Origin of the sequence: Haloarcula vallismortis ATCC 29715, assembly GCF_000337775.1 — an archaeon.
Taxonomy (GTDB): domain Archaea; phylum Halobacteriota; class Halobacteria; order Halobacteriales; family Haloarculaceae; genus Haloarcula; species Haloarcula vallismortis.
Genome location: NZ_AOLQ01000069.1, coordinates 169,215 through 183,078 on the forward strand (window position 1 = coordinate 169,215; position 13,864 = coordinate 183,078).

Below are 13,864 nucleotides of genomic sequence, written 5' to 3' on the forward strand. Positions count from 1 at the left end.
CGGGGTTACGAAGAAGTGAGGTGACAAAGATGAGCGCTACTGCAACGCCCTCCGGCGAGGAAGAGCCCTCCAAAGAAGAGCGACTGAAGTCGTTCCTCGCAGAGAAGGCAAGTGACGGCGAGATGTATTTCAAGAGCAAGTTCATCGCCGACGAAGTCGGTCTCTCTCCGAAAGAGATCGGTGCCCTGATGGTCAAGCTCAAGGACAGCGCGTCCGAGATCAATGTCGAGAAGTGGTCGTACACGAGCGCGACCACCTGGCGTATCGAGCCGGCGTAGGTGACTGGTCCCCGCGTACCGTTCTCGGACGATACCTGCTAGCTGTGTGATTGTTCGCGGAGTATTTGTGCCCGCACCGTTTACGCGTAGCTGATGAGTGGCTCCGCCGCGGACCCGCCGTCGCCTGACCGACTGGCCGGCGTGTTCTCCGTCTCGTCAGTGCGGCGGGTGGACGGCACCGTACAGTATATCGGCGACCCGCTAGTGCCACCAGCCGCTGTCACTGAGCAACTCAGGCCGGTGTTCCGACAGTGTGGCTACGACATTCGGCTCGAAGAACTCGGTCCCGCGAGCAACGGCGCCACGACCGTTGTCGGCGGTCCGGGCGACAGCGACTCGATTACCGCCCCCAGTAGCGCGCCACACGCGGGCAGGGACCAGTACGCGCTTGTGGCGGAACCGCTTAATACGGACACCGGCGTCCCGTGGCTCAACATCGGGCTCCTGCTGGCGACTATCGCGTCGACGCTGTACGTCGGCGCGAGCGCCTGGTACTACATCCCGGTCGCGGAGGACCCGCTCCGAGTTTTCGAGGCCTGGCCGTTCATGGTCGCGATGCTCGGCGTGCTCGGCATCCACGAGCTGGGTCACTACGCTGCGGCCCGCTACCACGGCGTCGACGTGACGCTCCCGTATTTCATCCCGTTCCCGTCGTATCTCGGCACGATGGGAGCGGTCATCAACATCCGCGGGCGCATTCCTGACCGGACCGCGCTGTTCGACATCGGCGTGGCCGGTCCGCTTGCCGGACTCGTTGCGACGACCATCGTCACGGTCATCGGCCTCTCGATAGACCCGATTACGGTCCCGGAACGCGTGGCAAACAGTGACACCGGCGTCATAATCACGTTCAACTATCCGCTGCTGTTTCAGGCGCTAGAGGCGCTGGTGAACGCGGTGGGACTTGAGAGCGAGATCGGCCCCGGCGAGTCGGTCCACCCGATTGTGTTCGCCGGCTGGGCCGGGATGTTCTTCACCTTCCTGAACCTGCTCCCGGTCGGCCAACTCGACGGCGGCCACATCGTGCGGTCCATCGTCGGACAGCGACAGGAAACCGTCGCCGCGGCGGTGCCCGGCGCCCTGTTTGCACTCGCTGGCTACCTGTATTTCACCCGCGACCCGCCGCCGGTCGGCTTCGGCGTCTGGGGCCTGTGGGTGTTCTGGGGACTGTTCGCTACCGGGCTCGCGTATGCAGGACCTGCCAGACCGACCGTCGACACGACGCTGGACCGACAGCGGACGCTGCTTGGCCTGTTTACGTTCCTGCTTGGACTAGCCTGTTTCACGCCGGTTCCGTTCGAGATCAGCGCAATCTGACCGCTCGCTTTGGTCGCGGACGGGGGTTCTCAGTGTGAATACCCTCGATCTGGAAATGTCTCGCCGTCGAGCGTGACGCCGTGCTCGGTGGCCGTGCCGATTCGGTGGAGCGGGCACGGCACTGCCTCTCTGGCTTCAGACACGTCGGGCTCAGGAAGCGTACAGACCAGCTCGAAGTCCTCGCCGAAGAAGAGACCGGACTCCCGGCGCTCCTGTGGCGTGTCGGTGAGTTCGTCGACCGCCGGGTCTATCGGCAGTGGCGCCTCGATAGCGAAGCCACAGCCACTGGCCTCGGCCAACTGGTGGAGCGAGCGGGCCAGCCCGTCGCTGGAATCCATCATCGCCGCCGCGTACGGCCGGAGCGCGGTGCCCGCACGCACGCGGGGCTCGAACTGAAACAGCTCATTTGCCCGGTTGGTGTCACCTCGGTCGAACAGTTCGAGGGCGGCGGCTGACCGGCCCAGCGTACCGGTGACACAGACCGCGTCACCGGGCGAAGCACCCGAGCGATGGACCGGGGCAGCCACAGAGCCGATGGCCGTCGTCGCGACGGTAAACTCGTCATGGCTGTCCAGATCGCCGCCGACGTACTCCGCGCCGACCGCGTGACACACGTCTTCTGCGCCGTCGACGAACGCCGCGAGTTCGCCCGCCTCGAACGACGGTGCGCCGTACGCGGCCACCGCCGCGGTTGCGTCGGCCCCCATCGCCGCTACATCCGACAGCGAGGCCCCGACGGCCCGCCAGCCGGCCGTGTAGCGGGTCGTCCCCGCCGGGAAGTCCGTCCGCTCGTGGAGCATGTCGGTCGTGATGACCTGTCCGTCCACGACGGCGCAGTCGTCGCCCGCGTTGGGAAGCCGGTCGGCGAGGTCGGCGAGTGCAGCCCGCTCGTCCATACTCCGTCGTCGGGTTCCCGGGGCAAAACCCTCGGGGTATCGGCCGACGGGCCAAGGTCGGTGGGTTGAAACCGGAGACTGCCAATCCCATCCACATGGATGGGAACCGGATGGCGACGGTCGTCGGGTTCGCGGCGGCGCTCGCCGTCCTCGCGGGGCTGGTGTGGCTTGTCGGTATCGGCGAGACACTGGACGCGCTCACGACGGCAGATCCGGGAGCGCTTCTCGCCGTCGCAGGCATCGCCATACTGTGGCTCGTCTCGTGGGGGTTGGCGCTGTGGACGGTCCTGCAGGCGCTTGGCGCGCCGGTGGCACCGCACACTGCCGTGCTCGTGTTCGTCGCCGCCGTGTTCTCGAACAACGTCACGCCCTTTGGCCAGGCCGGGGGCGAGCCAGTGAGCGCGCTCCTGATCTCGACGGCTGCCGACACCGAGTACGAGACCGGGCTGGCGGCCATCGCTACCGTCGACACGGTCCACTTCCTGCCGTCGGTCGGGTATGCCATCATCGGCTTCACGTTCGTCGCCGCCGGAGCGGTCCAGCTGACCCGGAATTTGGCGTTTGCCGCTGGGGCGGTCGCGGTCCTCGCGGTCGGCATCCCGGTCGCCGCCGTCTTAGGCTGGCGACACCGGGGCCGCGTTCAGGCGGCGGTCATTCGCGGTGTGGCACCGGTTCTCGCCGCTCTGTCGAACATCGTACCCCGATGGTCACCGCCGTCTGCGGCCAGTATCGAGGAACGCATCGAGGGGTTCTTTTCGGCTATCGAGCGCATCGCGACCGACCGCCGAACGGTCTTCCAGACCTTCGGGCTCTCGGCGTTTGGCTGGGTCTGTCTGTCGGCGTCGCTGTGGACGTCGCTGTACGCCGTCGGGGCATCAGTACCGGTCGAAGTTGTCTTGCTCGTCGTCCCTGTCGGGAGTATCGCCAGTGTCGTTCCGCTTCCCGGCGGGTCCGGCGCTATCGAGACGGTGCTCGTGACGCTGCTCGTCTCGACGGCCCCGGTTTCGGCCGCCCTCGCTACCTCTGCAGTACTGATCCACCGCGTCGGGAGCTACCTGTTGCCAACGATTATCGGTGGCGGCGTCGCTGCCGCCCTCGGTGTCGACCGGGCCGCATCGCCCGAGGAGTGACCCCCACGGGTCCCGGTGGGAGTCGGAGCATCGCTGCCCTATGGGCGAGTGAACGGTTCACGCCCGCCGACTGCGAACGACGCGTTTAAATGACGGCGACGGAAAGGAATCTGCAATGGCTACACTCTACGACGTTCCCCCCGAGGAACTCATTGAGGCACTCACGGAGACGCTCGCAGATGAAGACGACATCGAAGCGCCGGACTGGGCCGAGTACACCAAGACCGGCGTCGATCGCGAACTCCCGCCTGAGCAGGAGGACTTCTGGGCCCGACGCGCGGCCAGCCTCCTCCGGAAGGTTGCTGTCGACGGCCCCGTTGGCGTCAACGCCCTCCGCTCCGAGTACGGCACCTCGAAACAGGGGACGACTCGCTACCGCGTTCGCCCACATCACAAGACCAAGGGTTCGGGCAACATCATCCGGACGGCGCTCCAGCAGCTCGAAGACGCCGGCTACGTCGAGACCAGTGAGAACGACGGCCGCCGTGTCACCGGTGCGGGCCGCAGCCTCCTCGACGACACCGCAGGCGACCTCCTGACGGAACTCGACCGTCCGGAACTCGAACGCTACGCGTAACTGACGCCTTTCTCGCTGTCTTCCCTCGACCGTAGCCCCTGCTCCGAAATCGTTTTCCGACCGACTCCAGTATTTTGATACAACTATGAGTGGCGACCCCAGCGAGGAGGAACTCGAAGAACTCCGGAAAAAGAAGATGGAGCAGCTCAAGGAACAGCAGGGCGGCGAAGGCGAGGGTCAGGAGGCGGCCCAACAGCAGGCCGAAGCCCAGAAGCAGGCGGTTCTCAAGCAGAACCTCACGGACGGCGCGCGCAAGCGGCTCAACACGGTCAAGATGTCCAAGCCGCAGGTCGGCGAGCAGATAGAACAGCAGGTGGTCGCGCTGGCACGCAGCGGCCGCGTGCAGGGTCAGATCGACGAGGACCAGATGAAGGAACTTCTCTCGGAGCTGACGCCCGACTCCAAGAGCTTCGATATCAAGCGCCGGTAGATGCGCTGTGCCCTGTTGTACAGCGGCGGAAAAGACTCGACGCTGGCGGCGCTTTTGCTCGACCCCTTTTACGACGTAACGCTCGTCAGCGGCTCTTTCGGCGTCTGTGACACCGACCCCGCTCGGGAGAGCGCGTCGGCCGTCGGCTTCGACCATGTGACGGTCGATCTGGACCCGGACGTGGCCCGCGACGCTGCCGAGCGGATGCACGACGACGGTTATCCGCGAAACGGCATCCAGCAGGTCCACGAACATGCCGTCGAAACCGTCGCGAGCGGTGACTGGGTCGCCGCTGCCGACGGTCTCGATAGGCTCGACGCCATTGCTGACGGCACCCGGCGCGACGACCGGGTCCCCACTATCGAGCGACCGCTCGCCCAGAGCGTCGAGGACCGCTTCGGCGTGGACTACCTCGCCCCGCTTGCGGGCATCGGCCGCGGCGCTATCGACGCGATGGCTGCCGACAAACTCGTCGTTGAGAGCGGCCCCAGCCCCGATATTCCGAAGGCCGACTACGAGGTCGAACTCCGCGAACTGCTGCGAGAGCGCTACGGCGAGGGTGCTGTGGCCGATATCTTCCCAAAGCACACGCAGTCCCGCGTGCGGGGGCTTCGGTAGCTGTCGGATACCCTCTCTACGTCGTTCACCAGCTCAGGCGATGTCCCGGGTTGTGTCCACGCTGATGCGGTCGGTGAGGTCAAGACATATCGGTTCGGTGAGCGCTCGGCCGCCGCGGAACTTCGGGACGAAGAGCCTGTTTTCGATGGCGTCGTCGTTTCGCTTCGTTTCGAGGTCGAACACGATGTCGCTCGTGTACTCTGTCCGGTGGCGCTGTGGCGGCGCGGCGTCGTGTTTGAGCGCGTATAGCACCGCGACGCTGTCGGTCTGTGTGAGTCTGGATTGGAGCGTTTCGAGGAAGGCCCGGAACTCCCCTGTGTCGGCGCGCTCAAGCGGCCCGACCGGATCGACGACGAGGAGCGACTCCTCCGTGACCGCCTCGACGTGGGTGAGCGCGTCACTGACCGGGGCTTCGCGGTCCAGTTGGCTGACTGCGAGATCGTCGTACGTCCCCCGCTGGGACCGCAGCGCCGACGTGACCGTTGTCGGTGCCTGTTCGCCGGAGAGATACACCGTCTCCTGCCGGGCGACGAACTCGGAGAGAAACAGCTCCGCCTGGCTCGCCGGTTCGGCGAGCAGCGTGACGAGGCTCCCAGCCGGAATGCCGCCGTCGAGCTTCCGGTCGAGCGCTCGAACCCCCGTCTCGAATCGCTGTGTCACTGTCTCACCCCGTGGTGTGCCCACCAGTCCAATGCCCGTCCCATACGGTCACCCTGGGTATAACGCGTCTTTGTTGTCTCCTCTCTAACACCGGCCGATCCCCGTGTAGCCGGCTACTAGCCTTTTTGTCGCCAGTGCGTGCCGGCCACACCCTCCTGTCAGAGATCGACTACTGGCGAAAGCAGTAGGGGGGTTCCTGTCTTAGTGAGTCTCTACCGGAAACGATTCGATGGTCATGGTCAGCGTGAACGAACAGGTTCAAGCGCGCCCTCGCTGTAGACGCAGGCATGTACGACTCCGTCAAGGGCTTTCGCGATTTCTACCCCGAGGAGATGCAGGCTCGGCGGTGGGCCATGGACACGCTGGAAGACGTCGCACAGCGCTACGGCTTCCGGGAGATCGGCACGCCGGCCATCGAGCCGACCGAGATGTACGTCGACAAGAGCGGCGAGGAGATCGTCGAGGAACTGTACAGCTTCGAGGACAAGGGCGGCCGCGAGGTCGCGCTCACGCCGGAGCTGACGCCGACCGTCGCGCGGATGTTCGTCGCCAAGCAACAGGAACTCTCGAAACCGATCAAGTGGGTCTCGACGCGACCGTTCTGGCGCTACGAGGAGCCCCAGCAGGGCCGGTTCCGTGAGTTCTACCAGACCAACGTCGACATCTTCGGGTCGGCGGAGCCGACGGCCGACGCCGAGATTCTGGCCGTCGCCGTGGACATGCTCACCGACCTCGGGCTGACGGCCGAGGACTTCGAGATCCGCGTCTCCCACCGGGATATCCTCGCGGGCGTGCTGGAGTCCTTCGAGGCTGATGTGGACGTGCCCGAAGCCATCCGAGCGGTCGACAAGCGGGCTAAGGTCGACCACGACGACTACCTCGACGCGCTCGTCGACGCGGGACTCAACTACGGACAGGCCGACACGTTCGACGAGATGCTGCAGATCGACGCCGAGGAAATCGAAACGCTCGCGGATCTCACCGGCTCTGAGGATGTCCGTGCGGCGACCGACAATCTGCAGGCAGTGCTCGATGCGGCCGAGGACTTCGGCGTTCGCGACCACCTCACCGTCTCGCTGACGACCGCGCGCGGGCTGGACTACTACACCGGCGTCGTCTTCGAGTGCTTCGACTCGACGGGCGAGGTGTCCCGCTCGGTGTTCGGCGGCGGCCGCTACGACGACCTCATCGAGGGCTTCGGCGGTCAGCCGACGCCGGCCGTCGGCTTTGCGCCCGGCCACGCCACGCTCCAGTTGCTGTGTCAGCGAGCCGGCGTCTGGCCTGCCGAGGAGCTGTCGACGGACTACTACGTCCTGCAGGTCGGCGACACACGCCCGACCGCGGCCCGCATCGCCCGGGACCTGCGCGAGCGGGGCCACGTCGTCGAGAGCGACGTTGCCGACCGCTCGTTCGGCGCACAGATGGGCTACGCTGACGGGGTCAACGCTGAGACGGTTGTCATCGTCGGCGAGCAGGACCTCGAAAATGACGAGGTGACGCTCAAGGAGATGGACGACGGCGAGCAGGTGAGCGTCCCGCTGTCTGCGTTCCCCGGAGACCACGACCGGCCGACGTTCGAGGACTTCGCAGAGTAGCGCGGCCTGCGACAGTAGCTTTTTGCAACCAGCGTGTCGAGTAGTCGACATGCAGCTTCCCTCCATCGCTCTCCCGAGGTGGAAGCTCGTCGCGACCATCGCGATACTCTCGCTGGGTATCGCCATGCTTGGGGGTGCGGCCGGCCTCGGCAACGTGATTGCACCGGTTTCGATAATCCTCGGGTGGTTTATCCTCGCTCCGCTCGTCGCCCTTCTGGGGTCGAAACTGCCGATGATCGAGTCCCCGGCGGACGAGACAGCCCAGGATGAAACCGATGCACCCGACGCAACGGAGCCGACGGTGGCCCCGGTCGATCACCTCCGAGAGCGCTACGCCCGCGGCGAACTGACAGATAGTGAGTTCGAGCGTCGGCTGGACCGCCTGCTGGAGACCGAATCGCTCTCGGCGAACAGCGACACCGAGAACGGGGCCGGTGCGGCTGACAGCGAAGTCAGTCTCGAAACCGAGTGAGTCGTTCGTCCCCGCCGGCTACCACTACTCCTTCGCGCTGACGACCTCGATGCCACTGTCGGTCAGACGAACGTGCAGAAGCGTATCGTCCGGTCCCGGGTCGACCACGTCGTCGAGTTCGGGCGCACAGCCGGTCATTCCGAGGTCGTTGAAGCCACAGGTGTCACAGACCGCCGCGTCGACCAGCGGGTGGTACGTCCCGTCTCGCTCCGTCGCTGGCAGGTAGCCCGCGTCCTCGATTATCGAGCCACACTCCGTACAGGTTAGCGTCTCCGGGTGCGAGGCGAGGTCCACACACAGCCTTCGTGCAGCCGCTATTTATCCCTGCGTGACTGTCCGCGAGGTTGTCCGGTCAGAGCGCTCGCTCCATCTCCATCTCCACGCGCTCCTTGGCGATGGTCTCGAAGCCGACCGACTCGTACAGCGCCCGGGCAACGTGGTTCGTGTTCGAGACGGAGAGCCAGACGCGGTCGAGGCTGTTCTCCTGTCCGTAACCGAGGAGGACGCGGATGAGCTGTGACCCGATACCGGCGTGCTGGTAGTCCGGATGAACGAAAATCGCCAGTTCCGACGTGTCCTGATACGGGACGAGAACGGCGTGGCCGACAGCTTGTTCTTCGTGCCAGACAACGACGTTCAGGCCGTCCTCGACGAGGTTCGGTAGCCAGTCGCGGATGTCCGCTTCGGTCCGGGGTGGGACGCCCTGTGACCGGGAGTCGGTCCCGAAGTCAGCATACATCTCCACCAGTGGGTCGATGTCGCCGTCATAGGCCTCGATTGTCACCGTTCGCCCGTCGTTGTCGGTGAACGTTTCGGGCGGACGAGGGAAGTCGTGATCCGCCGCGGCGGCGTTGGACATACCCCCTGCTTCGTTCTCAGCATGCCTAAGTTCGTCTATCCTTCCCAGCGACTGAGATTCGGGCGAGCCAAGTGGCTCGCAGTCGACAGATCAGTATGCGCGCCTATCGCGTGGCCTACGACGGCCGACCGTATCACGGGTTTCAGCGCCAGCCCGATGTCGACACCGTTGAGGCCCGACTCCGCTCGGCGCTGGTCCGTCTTGGCGTCTGCGAGCGCGGCAACGGCCTCCCCGAACAGTACGCGGCCGCCGGCCGGACTGACGCCGGCGTGTCCGCGCGGGCACAGACCGTCGCCTTCGACGCGCCGGAATGGCTCTCGCCGGCGGCGTTCAACGGCGAACTCCCGGATGATATCCGTGTGTGGGCCAGCGCCGACGTTCCCGCCGAGTTCCACGCGACACACGACGCCACCAGGCGGACGTACACCTACTACCTGCATGCGCCGGCGGGAGACGACGGCCGCGCTGACCGCCCTGGCCACAGAACAGTCGACGACGAGCGGTGGGCCGAGGCCGTCGATGCACTCGCCGGGAGCCACGACTTTCACAACCTCACGTCCGACGAGACGGGTACCGAGCGGACCGTCGACATCGACTGGGCGCGGGAGGGCCAGTTCCTCGTCGCGCGGCTCACTGCCGGTGGTTTCTGCCGGCAACTGGTCCGCCGGCTCGTCTCGCTCGCGGCGACTGTCGCGGACGGGTCGGCTCCGCTATCGAAGATCGACCGCGTCCTCTCGCCGGAGCCCGTCAGGGGCCCCGACGGTGTCCCGCCGGCACCACCCGAGCCGCTGGTGCTGACCGACGTTCGCTACCCGGACGTAACGTTCACCCGGGACGTGGACGCCGTTGCGGACGCGCGGACGGCCTTTTGTCGTCGGGAGGCGACGGCCCGCACCGCTGTGCAGGTCTCTGGCCACATCACTGACGGACTGTAGTTCCCCGTCGCTGAAACGAAGGCTTACTTCGCCCCCGTCCCAAGAGCGGGCTATGAGTTCGGTACCCGCACGGAGCGACATCGACGAGGCGTACAAGTGGGACCTCGACTCCCTCTACGCCAGTGACGAGGACTGGGAAGCCGCCTACGAGGAGGCGGAGGAACTGATCGAGGACCTCGCCGCCTACGAGGGGCGGGCCACCGAGGACGCCGCCACCCTGCTAGCGACGCTCGAAACCTACGAGGAACTGATGCGGACGGTGTCGAACGTCGCCGCCTACGCCCGGATGCGCCGGGACGAGGACACGACCGACGACACGTACCAGGCGCTGACCGCCCGCTCGCAGTCGCTGTCCTCGGAGGCCAGTTCGGCCGCCTCGTTCCTCGACCCGGAGCTGCAGGATCTGGACTACGACGACATTGAGGCGATGATCGACGCGGAGCCGGCTCTGGAACCCTACGAGCACTACTTCGACGACGTGCTCCGGATGAAAGACCACACCCGCTCGGCCGAAGTCGAGAACCTGCTCGCCGAACTCGGCGAGGTCACCGGCGCGCCCGGCGAGGTGTACAACATGCTGGCCAACGCCGACATGGAGTTTCCCACAGTCGAGGACCCCGACGGCGACCAGCAGCCGATCACGCTCAACAACTTCACGACGCTGCAGAAACACCCGGACCGGGAGTTCCGCGAGCGCGTGTACGAAGCGTTCTACGACGAGTGGGACACCGTCCGCAACGCCGTCGGGACGGCTTACAAGAACGCCGTCAAGACGGACGTGAAGATGGCGAACGCCCGGAACTACGATACTGCCCGCGAGGCCGCACTCGACGGGCCGAACGTCCCTGTCGAGGTGTACGATACGCTCGTCGACACCGTCCACGACAACCTCGATACGCTGCACCGCCACGCCGACCTCAAGCGCCAGTCCATCGGCGCTGACGAACTGCGGATGTGGGACCTCTACGTCCCGCTCGTGCAGGAGGAATCGCCCGAAATCGAGTACGAACAGGCCTGCGAGTACGTCACCGAGGCTGTCGCGCCGCTTGGCGATGACTACCAGTCCCGACTCGCCGAAGGATTGGAGTCGCGGTGGGTCGACGTCTACGAGACCGAGCACAAGCAATCGGGCGCGTACTCCGGCGGGACCTACGACTCCCAGCCGTTCATCCTGATGAACTACCAGGACGACGTGGAGTCGATGTACACGCTGGCCCACGAACTCGGCCACTCGATGCACTCGGAGTACACCAGCGAGGAACAGCCCTTCGTCTACTCCGGCTACGAGATCTTCGTCGCCGAGGTCGCCTCGACGGTCAACGAGACGCTGCTGACCCACCATCTGCTGGATACCGTCGAAGACGAGCGCCTGCGCCGGCACATCCTCAACGAGTACCTCGAACGGTTCCGGTCGACCCTCTATCGGCAGACGATGTTCGCCGAGTTCGAGCATCGCACCCACGAGATGTCTGAGGCCGGCGAGCCGCTGACCCCGGACCGCCTGGACGACCTCTACCGGGACCTGAAAGGCGACTACTACGAGCCGGCGGTACTCGACGACCGCATCGCCCGCGAGTGGATGCGCATCCCGCACTTCTACCGCTCGTTCTACGTCTACCAGTACGCGACCGGCATCTCGGCGGCTGTCGCGCTCGTCGACGGGATTCTGGATGAGGGCGAGCCTGCCGCAAACCGGTATATCGACTTCCTCCGGAGCGGGTCGCGGCAGTACCCGCTGGAACTGCTTCGCGACGCTGGTGTCGATATGGCCAGCCCGGACCCGGTTGAGTCCGCCCTTTCGACGTACGGTGAGTACCTCGACGAGTTCGCCGAGCTGCTGTAGGCTGGCCAGTCGCTATTCGCTATCTGTCTGGCTGTGTGTCCCCTGTCTAACCGAACGCTACAGCCCCGTCTCGACACGGATAACCCTTTCACCCCCTGTGACCCGAAGGCACTTTGTGTCTCAACCGTATAGTACCGACCATCCAAATGTCGCGCAGTCCCTCGCTTCCGGAACGACCACGGTTGGAACTCGACCCAGATATGACGCCTGACGAGCGTCTGGAGGCACTCCGGGAACATTTCAAAGAGATAGTACAGGTCAACGAACAGCTGACTGAGCAACTTGATGCCGCCCGTGACCGGCAGCACGACCTCACGGACGAGGTCGACCAGCTCGAACGGGAAAACGAGACGCTCAAGACCTCCTCGCTGTACATCGCGACGGCCGAGGAGCTGACCGACGACGGCGTCGTCGTCAAGCAACACGGCAACAATCAGGAGGTGCTGACCGAGGTTTCGCCGTCGATCCGCGACGGGCTGGAGGCCGGCGACCGCGTAGCCATCAACGACTCCTTCGGCGTCAAGCAGATCCTCGACCCCGAGACCGACGCCCGCGCGCAGGCAATGCAGGTCGACGGCTCGCCCGATGTCTCCTACTCGGATATCGGCGGCCTCGAAGAGCAGATCCGCGAGGTCCGGGAAGCCGTCGAGGAGCCGCTCGTCAACGCCGACCAGTTCCGCGAGGTCGGTATCGAGCCGCCCAGCGGCGTGCTGCTGCACGGCCCGCCCGGCACCGGGAAGACGATGCTCGCGAAGGCCGTCGCCAACGAGACCGACGCCACCTTCATCAAGATGGCGGGCTCCGAGCTGGTCCGGAAGTTCATCGGCGAGGGAGCGCGACTGGTCCGGGACCTGTTCGAACTCGCCGCCGAGCGCGAACCGGCTATCATCTTCATCGACGAGATTGACGCTATCGCGGCCAAGCGAACGGAGTCGAAGACCTCCGGCGACGCCGAGGTCCAGCGGACGATGATGCAACTGCTCTCGGAGATGGACGGCTTCGACGAGCGCGGCGAAATCCGCATCATCGCCGCGACGAATCGCTTCGATATGCTCGACCGCGCTATCCTCCGCCCGGGCCGGTTCGACCGCCTCATCGAAGTGCCGAACCCCGACGTTGCGGGCCGCGAGCGCATCCTCGAAATCCACACGCAGGAGATGAACCTCGACGACGACGTGGATCTGGGTGCGTTTGCCACCGAGACCGACGGCCTCTCCGGCGCGGAGCTGGCCTCGCTGGCGACCGAGGCCGGAATGTTCGCCATCCGCGACGGCCGAACGACGGTCCAGCAGTCGGACCTCCACGACGCTCTAGAGAAGATCGAAGCCGACGACGACGCAAGTAGCGTGCCGGTCGCGTTCGCGTAGCGTCGGCACAGAAAGGCGGCTTTTACAGGACTTATGGGACAGCCAGTAGATTGTCGACCACGGTGACGTTGGCCTGTTCGAACACTCGCCGCATCTCGTCGCTCAGCGACACGTCGGTAATAAGCATATCAACGTTGTCGACAGTCGCGAACTCTCTGAAGCTCTGACTGTCCAGCTTACTGCCGTCGGCAACCAGGATGACGTGCCGGCCACCTTCACAGAGCAGTGTCTTGATGCGTGCTTCATCCTCGTTCGAGACGGAGAGGCCGCCGTCGCTCTGGACCGCGTCCGTTTCGAGAAACACGATGTCGAAGTTCGTCTTCCGGAGATAGGACTCGGCGCTGGGTCCGACAAGCGCGTCTGAGGTCTGGCGCAGCGAGTCGCCGACAACCTTGACTTCCCCGCAGGTCTCGCGGAGTTCGAATGCGCTTTCCGGTGAGTTCGTCGCAGCGAGTAGCGACAGCTGCTCCGGGATCGCTTTCGCCACTTCGCGTGCTGTCGGTCCCGTATCGAAGAAGACGGCATCGCCGTCGCTCAGCTCATCGACAGCCCGCTTGGCGATTGCCTGCTTCCCGCTCGGGTTGTCGATACTGTCGGCTGTGCTGGACCCGTTGACCTCTTCTTTCGACGCTGGGAGCGCACCGCCGTGAAACCGTTCGATGAGCCCGTCCTCCGCGAGTGAGGAGAGGTCTCGCCGGATTGTCGCCTCGGAGACACCGAACTCCTCGGTGAGCTCTTCGACCGTGACTCGATCCGATCTGTTCACTCGGCGAACGATCTCTTTCCGTCGTTCATCAGGTATCATGTTCTGTTACAGCGGGCCCAGACACTGCAGGTGAGTGCGGCGTCCGACTGATGTATATAATAGTTGGTATCATCTCTCTCGC

General features: G+C 65.1%; 16 protein-coding genes. 11 read left to right on the forward strand and 5 right to left on the reverse strand.

Translation table 11 applies throughout. The annotated features are described in order from the left end of the window. The first annotated feature begins 29 nt into the window (after positions 1-29). Positions 30-278 carry a DUF7123 family protein gene (locus C437_RS17845; RefSeq protein WP_004518404.1) on the forward strand — a complete coding sequence of 83 codons (249 nt, stop codon included), beginning with the start codon at positions 30-32 and terminating at the stop codon, positions 276-278. 93 nt (positions 279-371) lie between these two features. Next, on the forward strand, positions 372-1,595 hold the full coding sequence (locus C437_RS17850; RefSeq protein WP_004518405.1) for a site-2 protease family protein: 1,224 nt from the start codon (positions 372-374) through the stop codon (positions 1,593-1,595). Between the two features lie 29 nt (positions 1,596-1,624). Here C437_RS17850 and thiL read toward each other — a convergent pair whose 3' ends face one another. Further along, positions 1,625-2,491 carry a thiamine-phosphate kinase gene (gene thiL / locus C437_RS17855; RefSeq protein ID WP_004518406.1) on the reverse strand — a complete coding sequence of 289 codons (867 nt, stop codon included), beginning with the start codon at positions 2,489-2,491 and terminating at the stop codon, positions 1,625-1,627. 95 nt (positions 2,492-2,586) lie between these two features. Here thiL and C437_RS17860 point away from each other — a divergent pair, with 95 nt between their 5' ends. From C437_RS17860 to C437_RS17875, 4 genes are all read left to right on the forward strand, one after another. Continuing rightward, positions 2,587-3,621 carry a lysylphosphatidylglycerol synthase transmembrane domain-containing protein gene (locus tag C437_RS17860; protein WP_004518407.1) on the forward strand — a complete coding sequence of 345 codons (1,035 nt, stop codon included), beginning with the start codon at positions 2,587-2,589 and terminating at the stop codon, positions 3,619-3,621. A gap of 115 nt (positions 3,622-3,736) precedes the next feature. After that, positions 3,737-4,198, forward strand: a complete 462-nt coding sequence (locus tag C437_RS17865) for a 30S ribosomal protein S19e (protein ID WP_004518408.1) — start codon at positions 3,737-3,739, stop codon at positions 4,196-4,198. An 85-nt stretch (positions 4,199-4,283) separates the two neighbouring features. Then, on the forward strand, positions 4,284-4,628 hold the full coding sequence (locus C437_RS17870) for a DNA-binding protein (RefSeq protein ID WP_004518409.1): 345 nt from the start codon (positions 4,284-4,286) through the stop codon (positions 4,626-4,628). After that, positions 4,629-5,246: a DUF7411 family protein gene (locus C437_RS17875; protein ID WP_004518410.1), complete on the forward strand. Its 618-nt coding sequence runs from the start codon at positions 4,629-4,631 to the stop codon at positions 5,244-5,246. It abuts the gene before it with no gap. Positions 5,247-5,279: 33 nt separating this feature from the next. Here C437_RS17875 and C437_RS17880 read toward each other — a convergent pair whose 3' ends face one another. After that, on the reverse strand, positions 5,280-5,930 hold the full coding sequence (locus C437_RS17880; RefSeq protein WP_004518411.1) for an RAD55 family ATPase: 651 nt from the start codon (positions 5,928-5,930) through the stop codon (positions 5,280-5,282). A 263-nt stretch (positions 5,931-6,193) separates the two neighbouring features. Between C437_RS17880 and hisS the strand changes: the two genes are divergently transcribed. After that, the gene (gene hisS / locus C437_RS17885) at positions 6,194-7,501 is read left to right on the forward strand and encodes a histidine--tRNA ligase (protein WP_004518412.1); all 1,308 of its coding nucleotides are present in this window, start codon (positions 6,194-6,196) and stop codon (positions 7,499-7,501) included. Between the two features lie 49 nt (positions 7,502-7,550). Continuing rightward, a complete protein-coding gene (locus C437_RS17890) occupies positions 7,551-7,973 on the forward strand; it encodes an SHOCT domain-containing protein (protein ID WP_004518413.1) in 423 nt (140 codons plus the stop codon). A gap of 24 nt (positions 7,974-7,997) precedes the next feature. Here C437_RS17890 and C437_RS17895 read toward each other — a convergent pair whose 3' ends face one another. Continuing rightward, positions 7,998-8,267, reverse strand: coding sequence for a hypothetical protein (locus tag C437_RS17895; RefSeq protein WP_004518414.1), 270 nt, complete (start codon positions 8,265-8,267; stop codon positions 7,998-8,000). A gap of 58 nt (positions 8,268-8,325) precedes the next feature. After that, positions 8,326-8,832: a GNAT family N-acetyltransferase gene (locus C437_RS17900; protein WP_004518415.1), complete on the reverse strand. Its 507-nt coding sequence runs from the start codon at positions 8,830-8,832 to the stop codon at positions 8,326-8,328. Positions 8,833-8,927: 95 nt separating this feature from the next. On the opposite strand from C437_RS17900, the gene truA reads away from it, so the two are divergent. From truA to pan2, 3 genes are all read left to right on the forward strand, one after another. Beyond that, positions 8,928-9,767 (forward strand): tRNA pseudouridine(38-40) synthase TruA, encoded by an 840-nt coding sequence (gene truA, locus C437_RS17905; RefSeq protein ID WP_004518416.1) that lies wholly within the window; start codon positions 8,928-8,930, stop codon positions 9,765-9,767. Positions 9,768-9,819: 52 nt separating this feature from the next. Then, a complete protein-coding gene (gene pepF / locus C437_RS17910; protein ID WP_004518417.1) occupies positions 9,820-11,610 on the forward strand; it encodes an oligoendopeptidase F in 1,791 nt (596 codons plus the stop codon). Positions 11,611-11,756: 146 nt separating this feature from the next. Then, positions 11,757-12,977: a proteasome-activating nucleotidase Pan2 gene (gene pan2, locus C437_RS17915; RefSeq protein ID WP_004518418.1), complete on the forward strand. Its 1,221-nt coding sequence runs from the start codon at positions 11,757-11,759 to the stop codon at positions 12,975-12,977. Between the two features lie 31 nt (positions 12,978-13,008). On the opposite strand, the gene glpR is transcribed toward pan2, so the two are convergent. Beyond that, positions 13,009-13,782, reverse strand: coding sequence for an HTH-type transcriptional regulator GlpR (gene glpR / locus C437_RS17920; RefSeq protein ID WP_004518419.1), 774 nt, complete (start codon positions 13,780-13,782; stop codon positions 13,009-13,011). Positions 13,783-13,864: the final 82 nt, after the last annotated feature.

Excerpts from the sequence above, each read along its gene's own strand:
- C437_RS17845 (WP_004518404.1), top strand. The coding sequence starts at position 30 with ATGAGCGCTACTGCAACGCCCTCCGGCGAGGAAGAGCCCTCCAAAGAA.
- C437_RS17850 (WP_004518405.1), top strand. The coding sequence starts at position 372 with ATGAGTGGCTCCGCCGCGGACCCGCCGTCGCCTGACCGACTGGCCGGC.
- thiL (WP_004518406.1), bottom strand. The coding sequence starts at position 2,491 with ATGGACGAGCGGGCTGCACTCGCCGACCTCGCCGACCGGCTTCCCAAC.
- C437_RS17860 (WP_004518407.1), top strand. The coding sequence starts at position 2,587 with ATGGATGGGAACCGGATGGCGACGGTCGTCGGGTTCGCGGCGGCGCTC.
- C437_RS17865 (WP_004518408.1), top strand. The coding sequence starts at position 3,737 with ATGGCTACACTCTACGACGTTCCCCCCGAGGAACTCATTGAGGCACTC.
- C437_RS17870 (WP_004518409.1), top strand. The coding sequence starts at position 4,284 with ATGAGTGGCGACCCCAGCGAGGAGGAACTCGAAGAACTCCGGAAAAAG.
- C437_RS17875 (WP_004518410.1), top strand. The coding sequence starts at position 4,629 with ATGCGCTGTGCCCTGTTGTACAGCGGCGGAAAAGACTCGACGCTGGCG.
- hisS (WP_004518412.1), top strand. The coding sequence starts at position 6,194 with ATGTACGACTCCGTCAAGGGCTTTCGCGATTTCTACCCCGAGGAGATG.
- C437_RS17890 (WP_004518413.1), top strand. The coding sequence starts at position 7,551 with ATGCAGCTTCCCTCCATCGCTCTCCCGAGGTGGAAGCTCGTCGCGACC.
- C437_RS17900 (WP_004518415.1), bottom strand. The coding sequence starts at position 8,832 with ATGTCCAACGCCGCCGCGGCGGATCACGACTTCCCTCGTCCGCCCGAA.
- truA (WP_004518416.1), top strand. The coding sequence starts at position 8,928 with ATGCGCGCCTATCGCGTGGCCTACGACGGCCGACCGTATCACGGGTTT.
- pepF (WP_004518417.1), top strand. The coding sequence starts at position 9,820 with ATGAGTTCGGTACCCGCACGGAGCGACATCGACGAGGCGTACAAGTGG.
- pan2 (WP_004518418.1), top strand. The coding sequence starts at position 11,757 with ATGTCGCGCAGTCCCTCGCTTCCGGAACGACCACGGTTGGAACTCGAC.
- glpR (WP_004518419.1), bottom strand. The coding sequence starts at position 13,782 with ATGATACCTGATGAACGACGGAAAGAGATCGTTCGCCGAGTGAACAGA.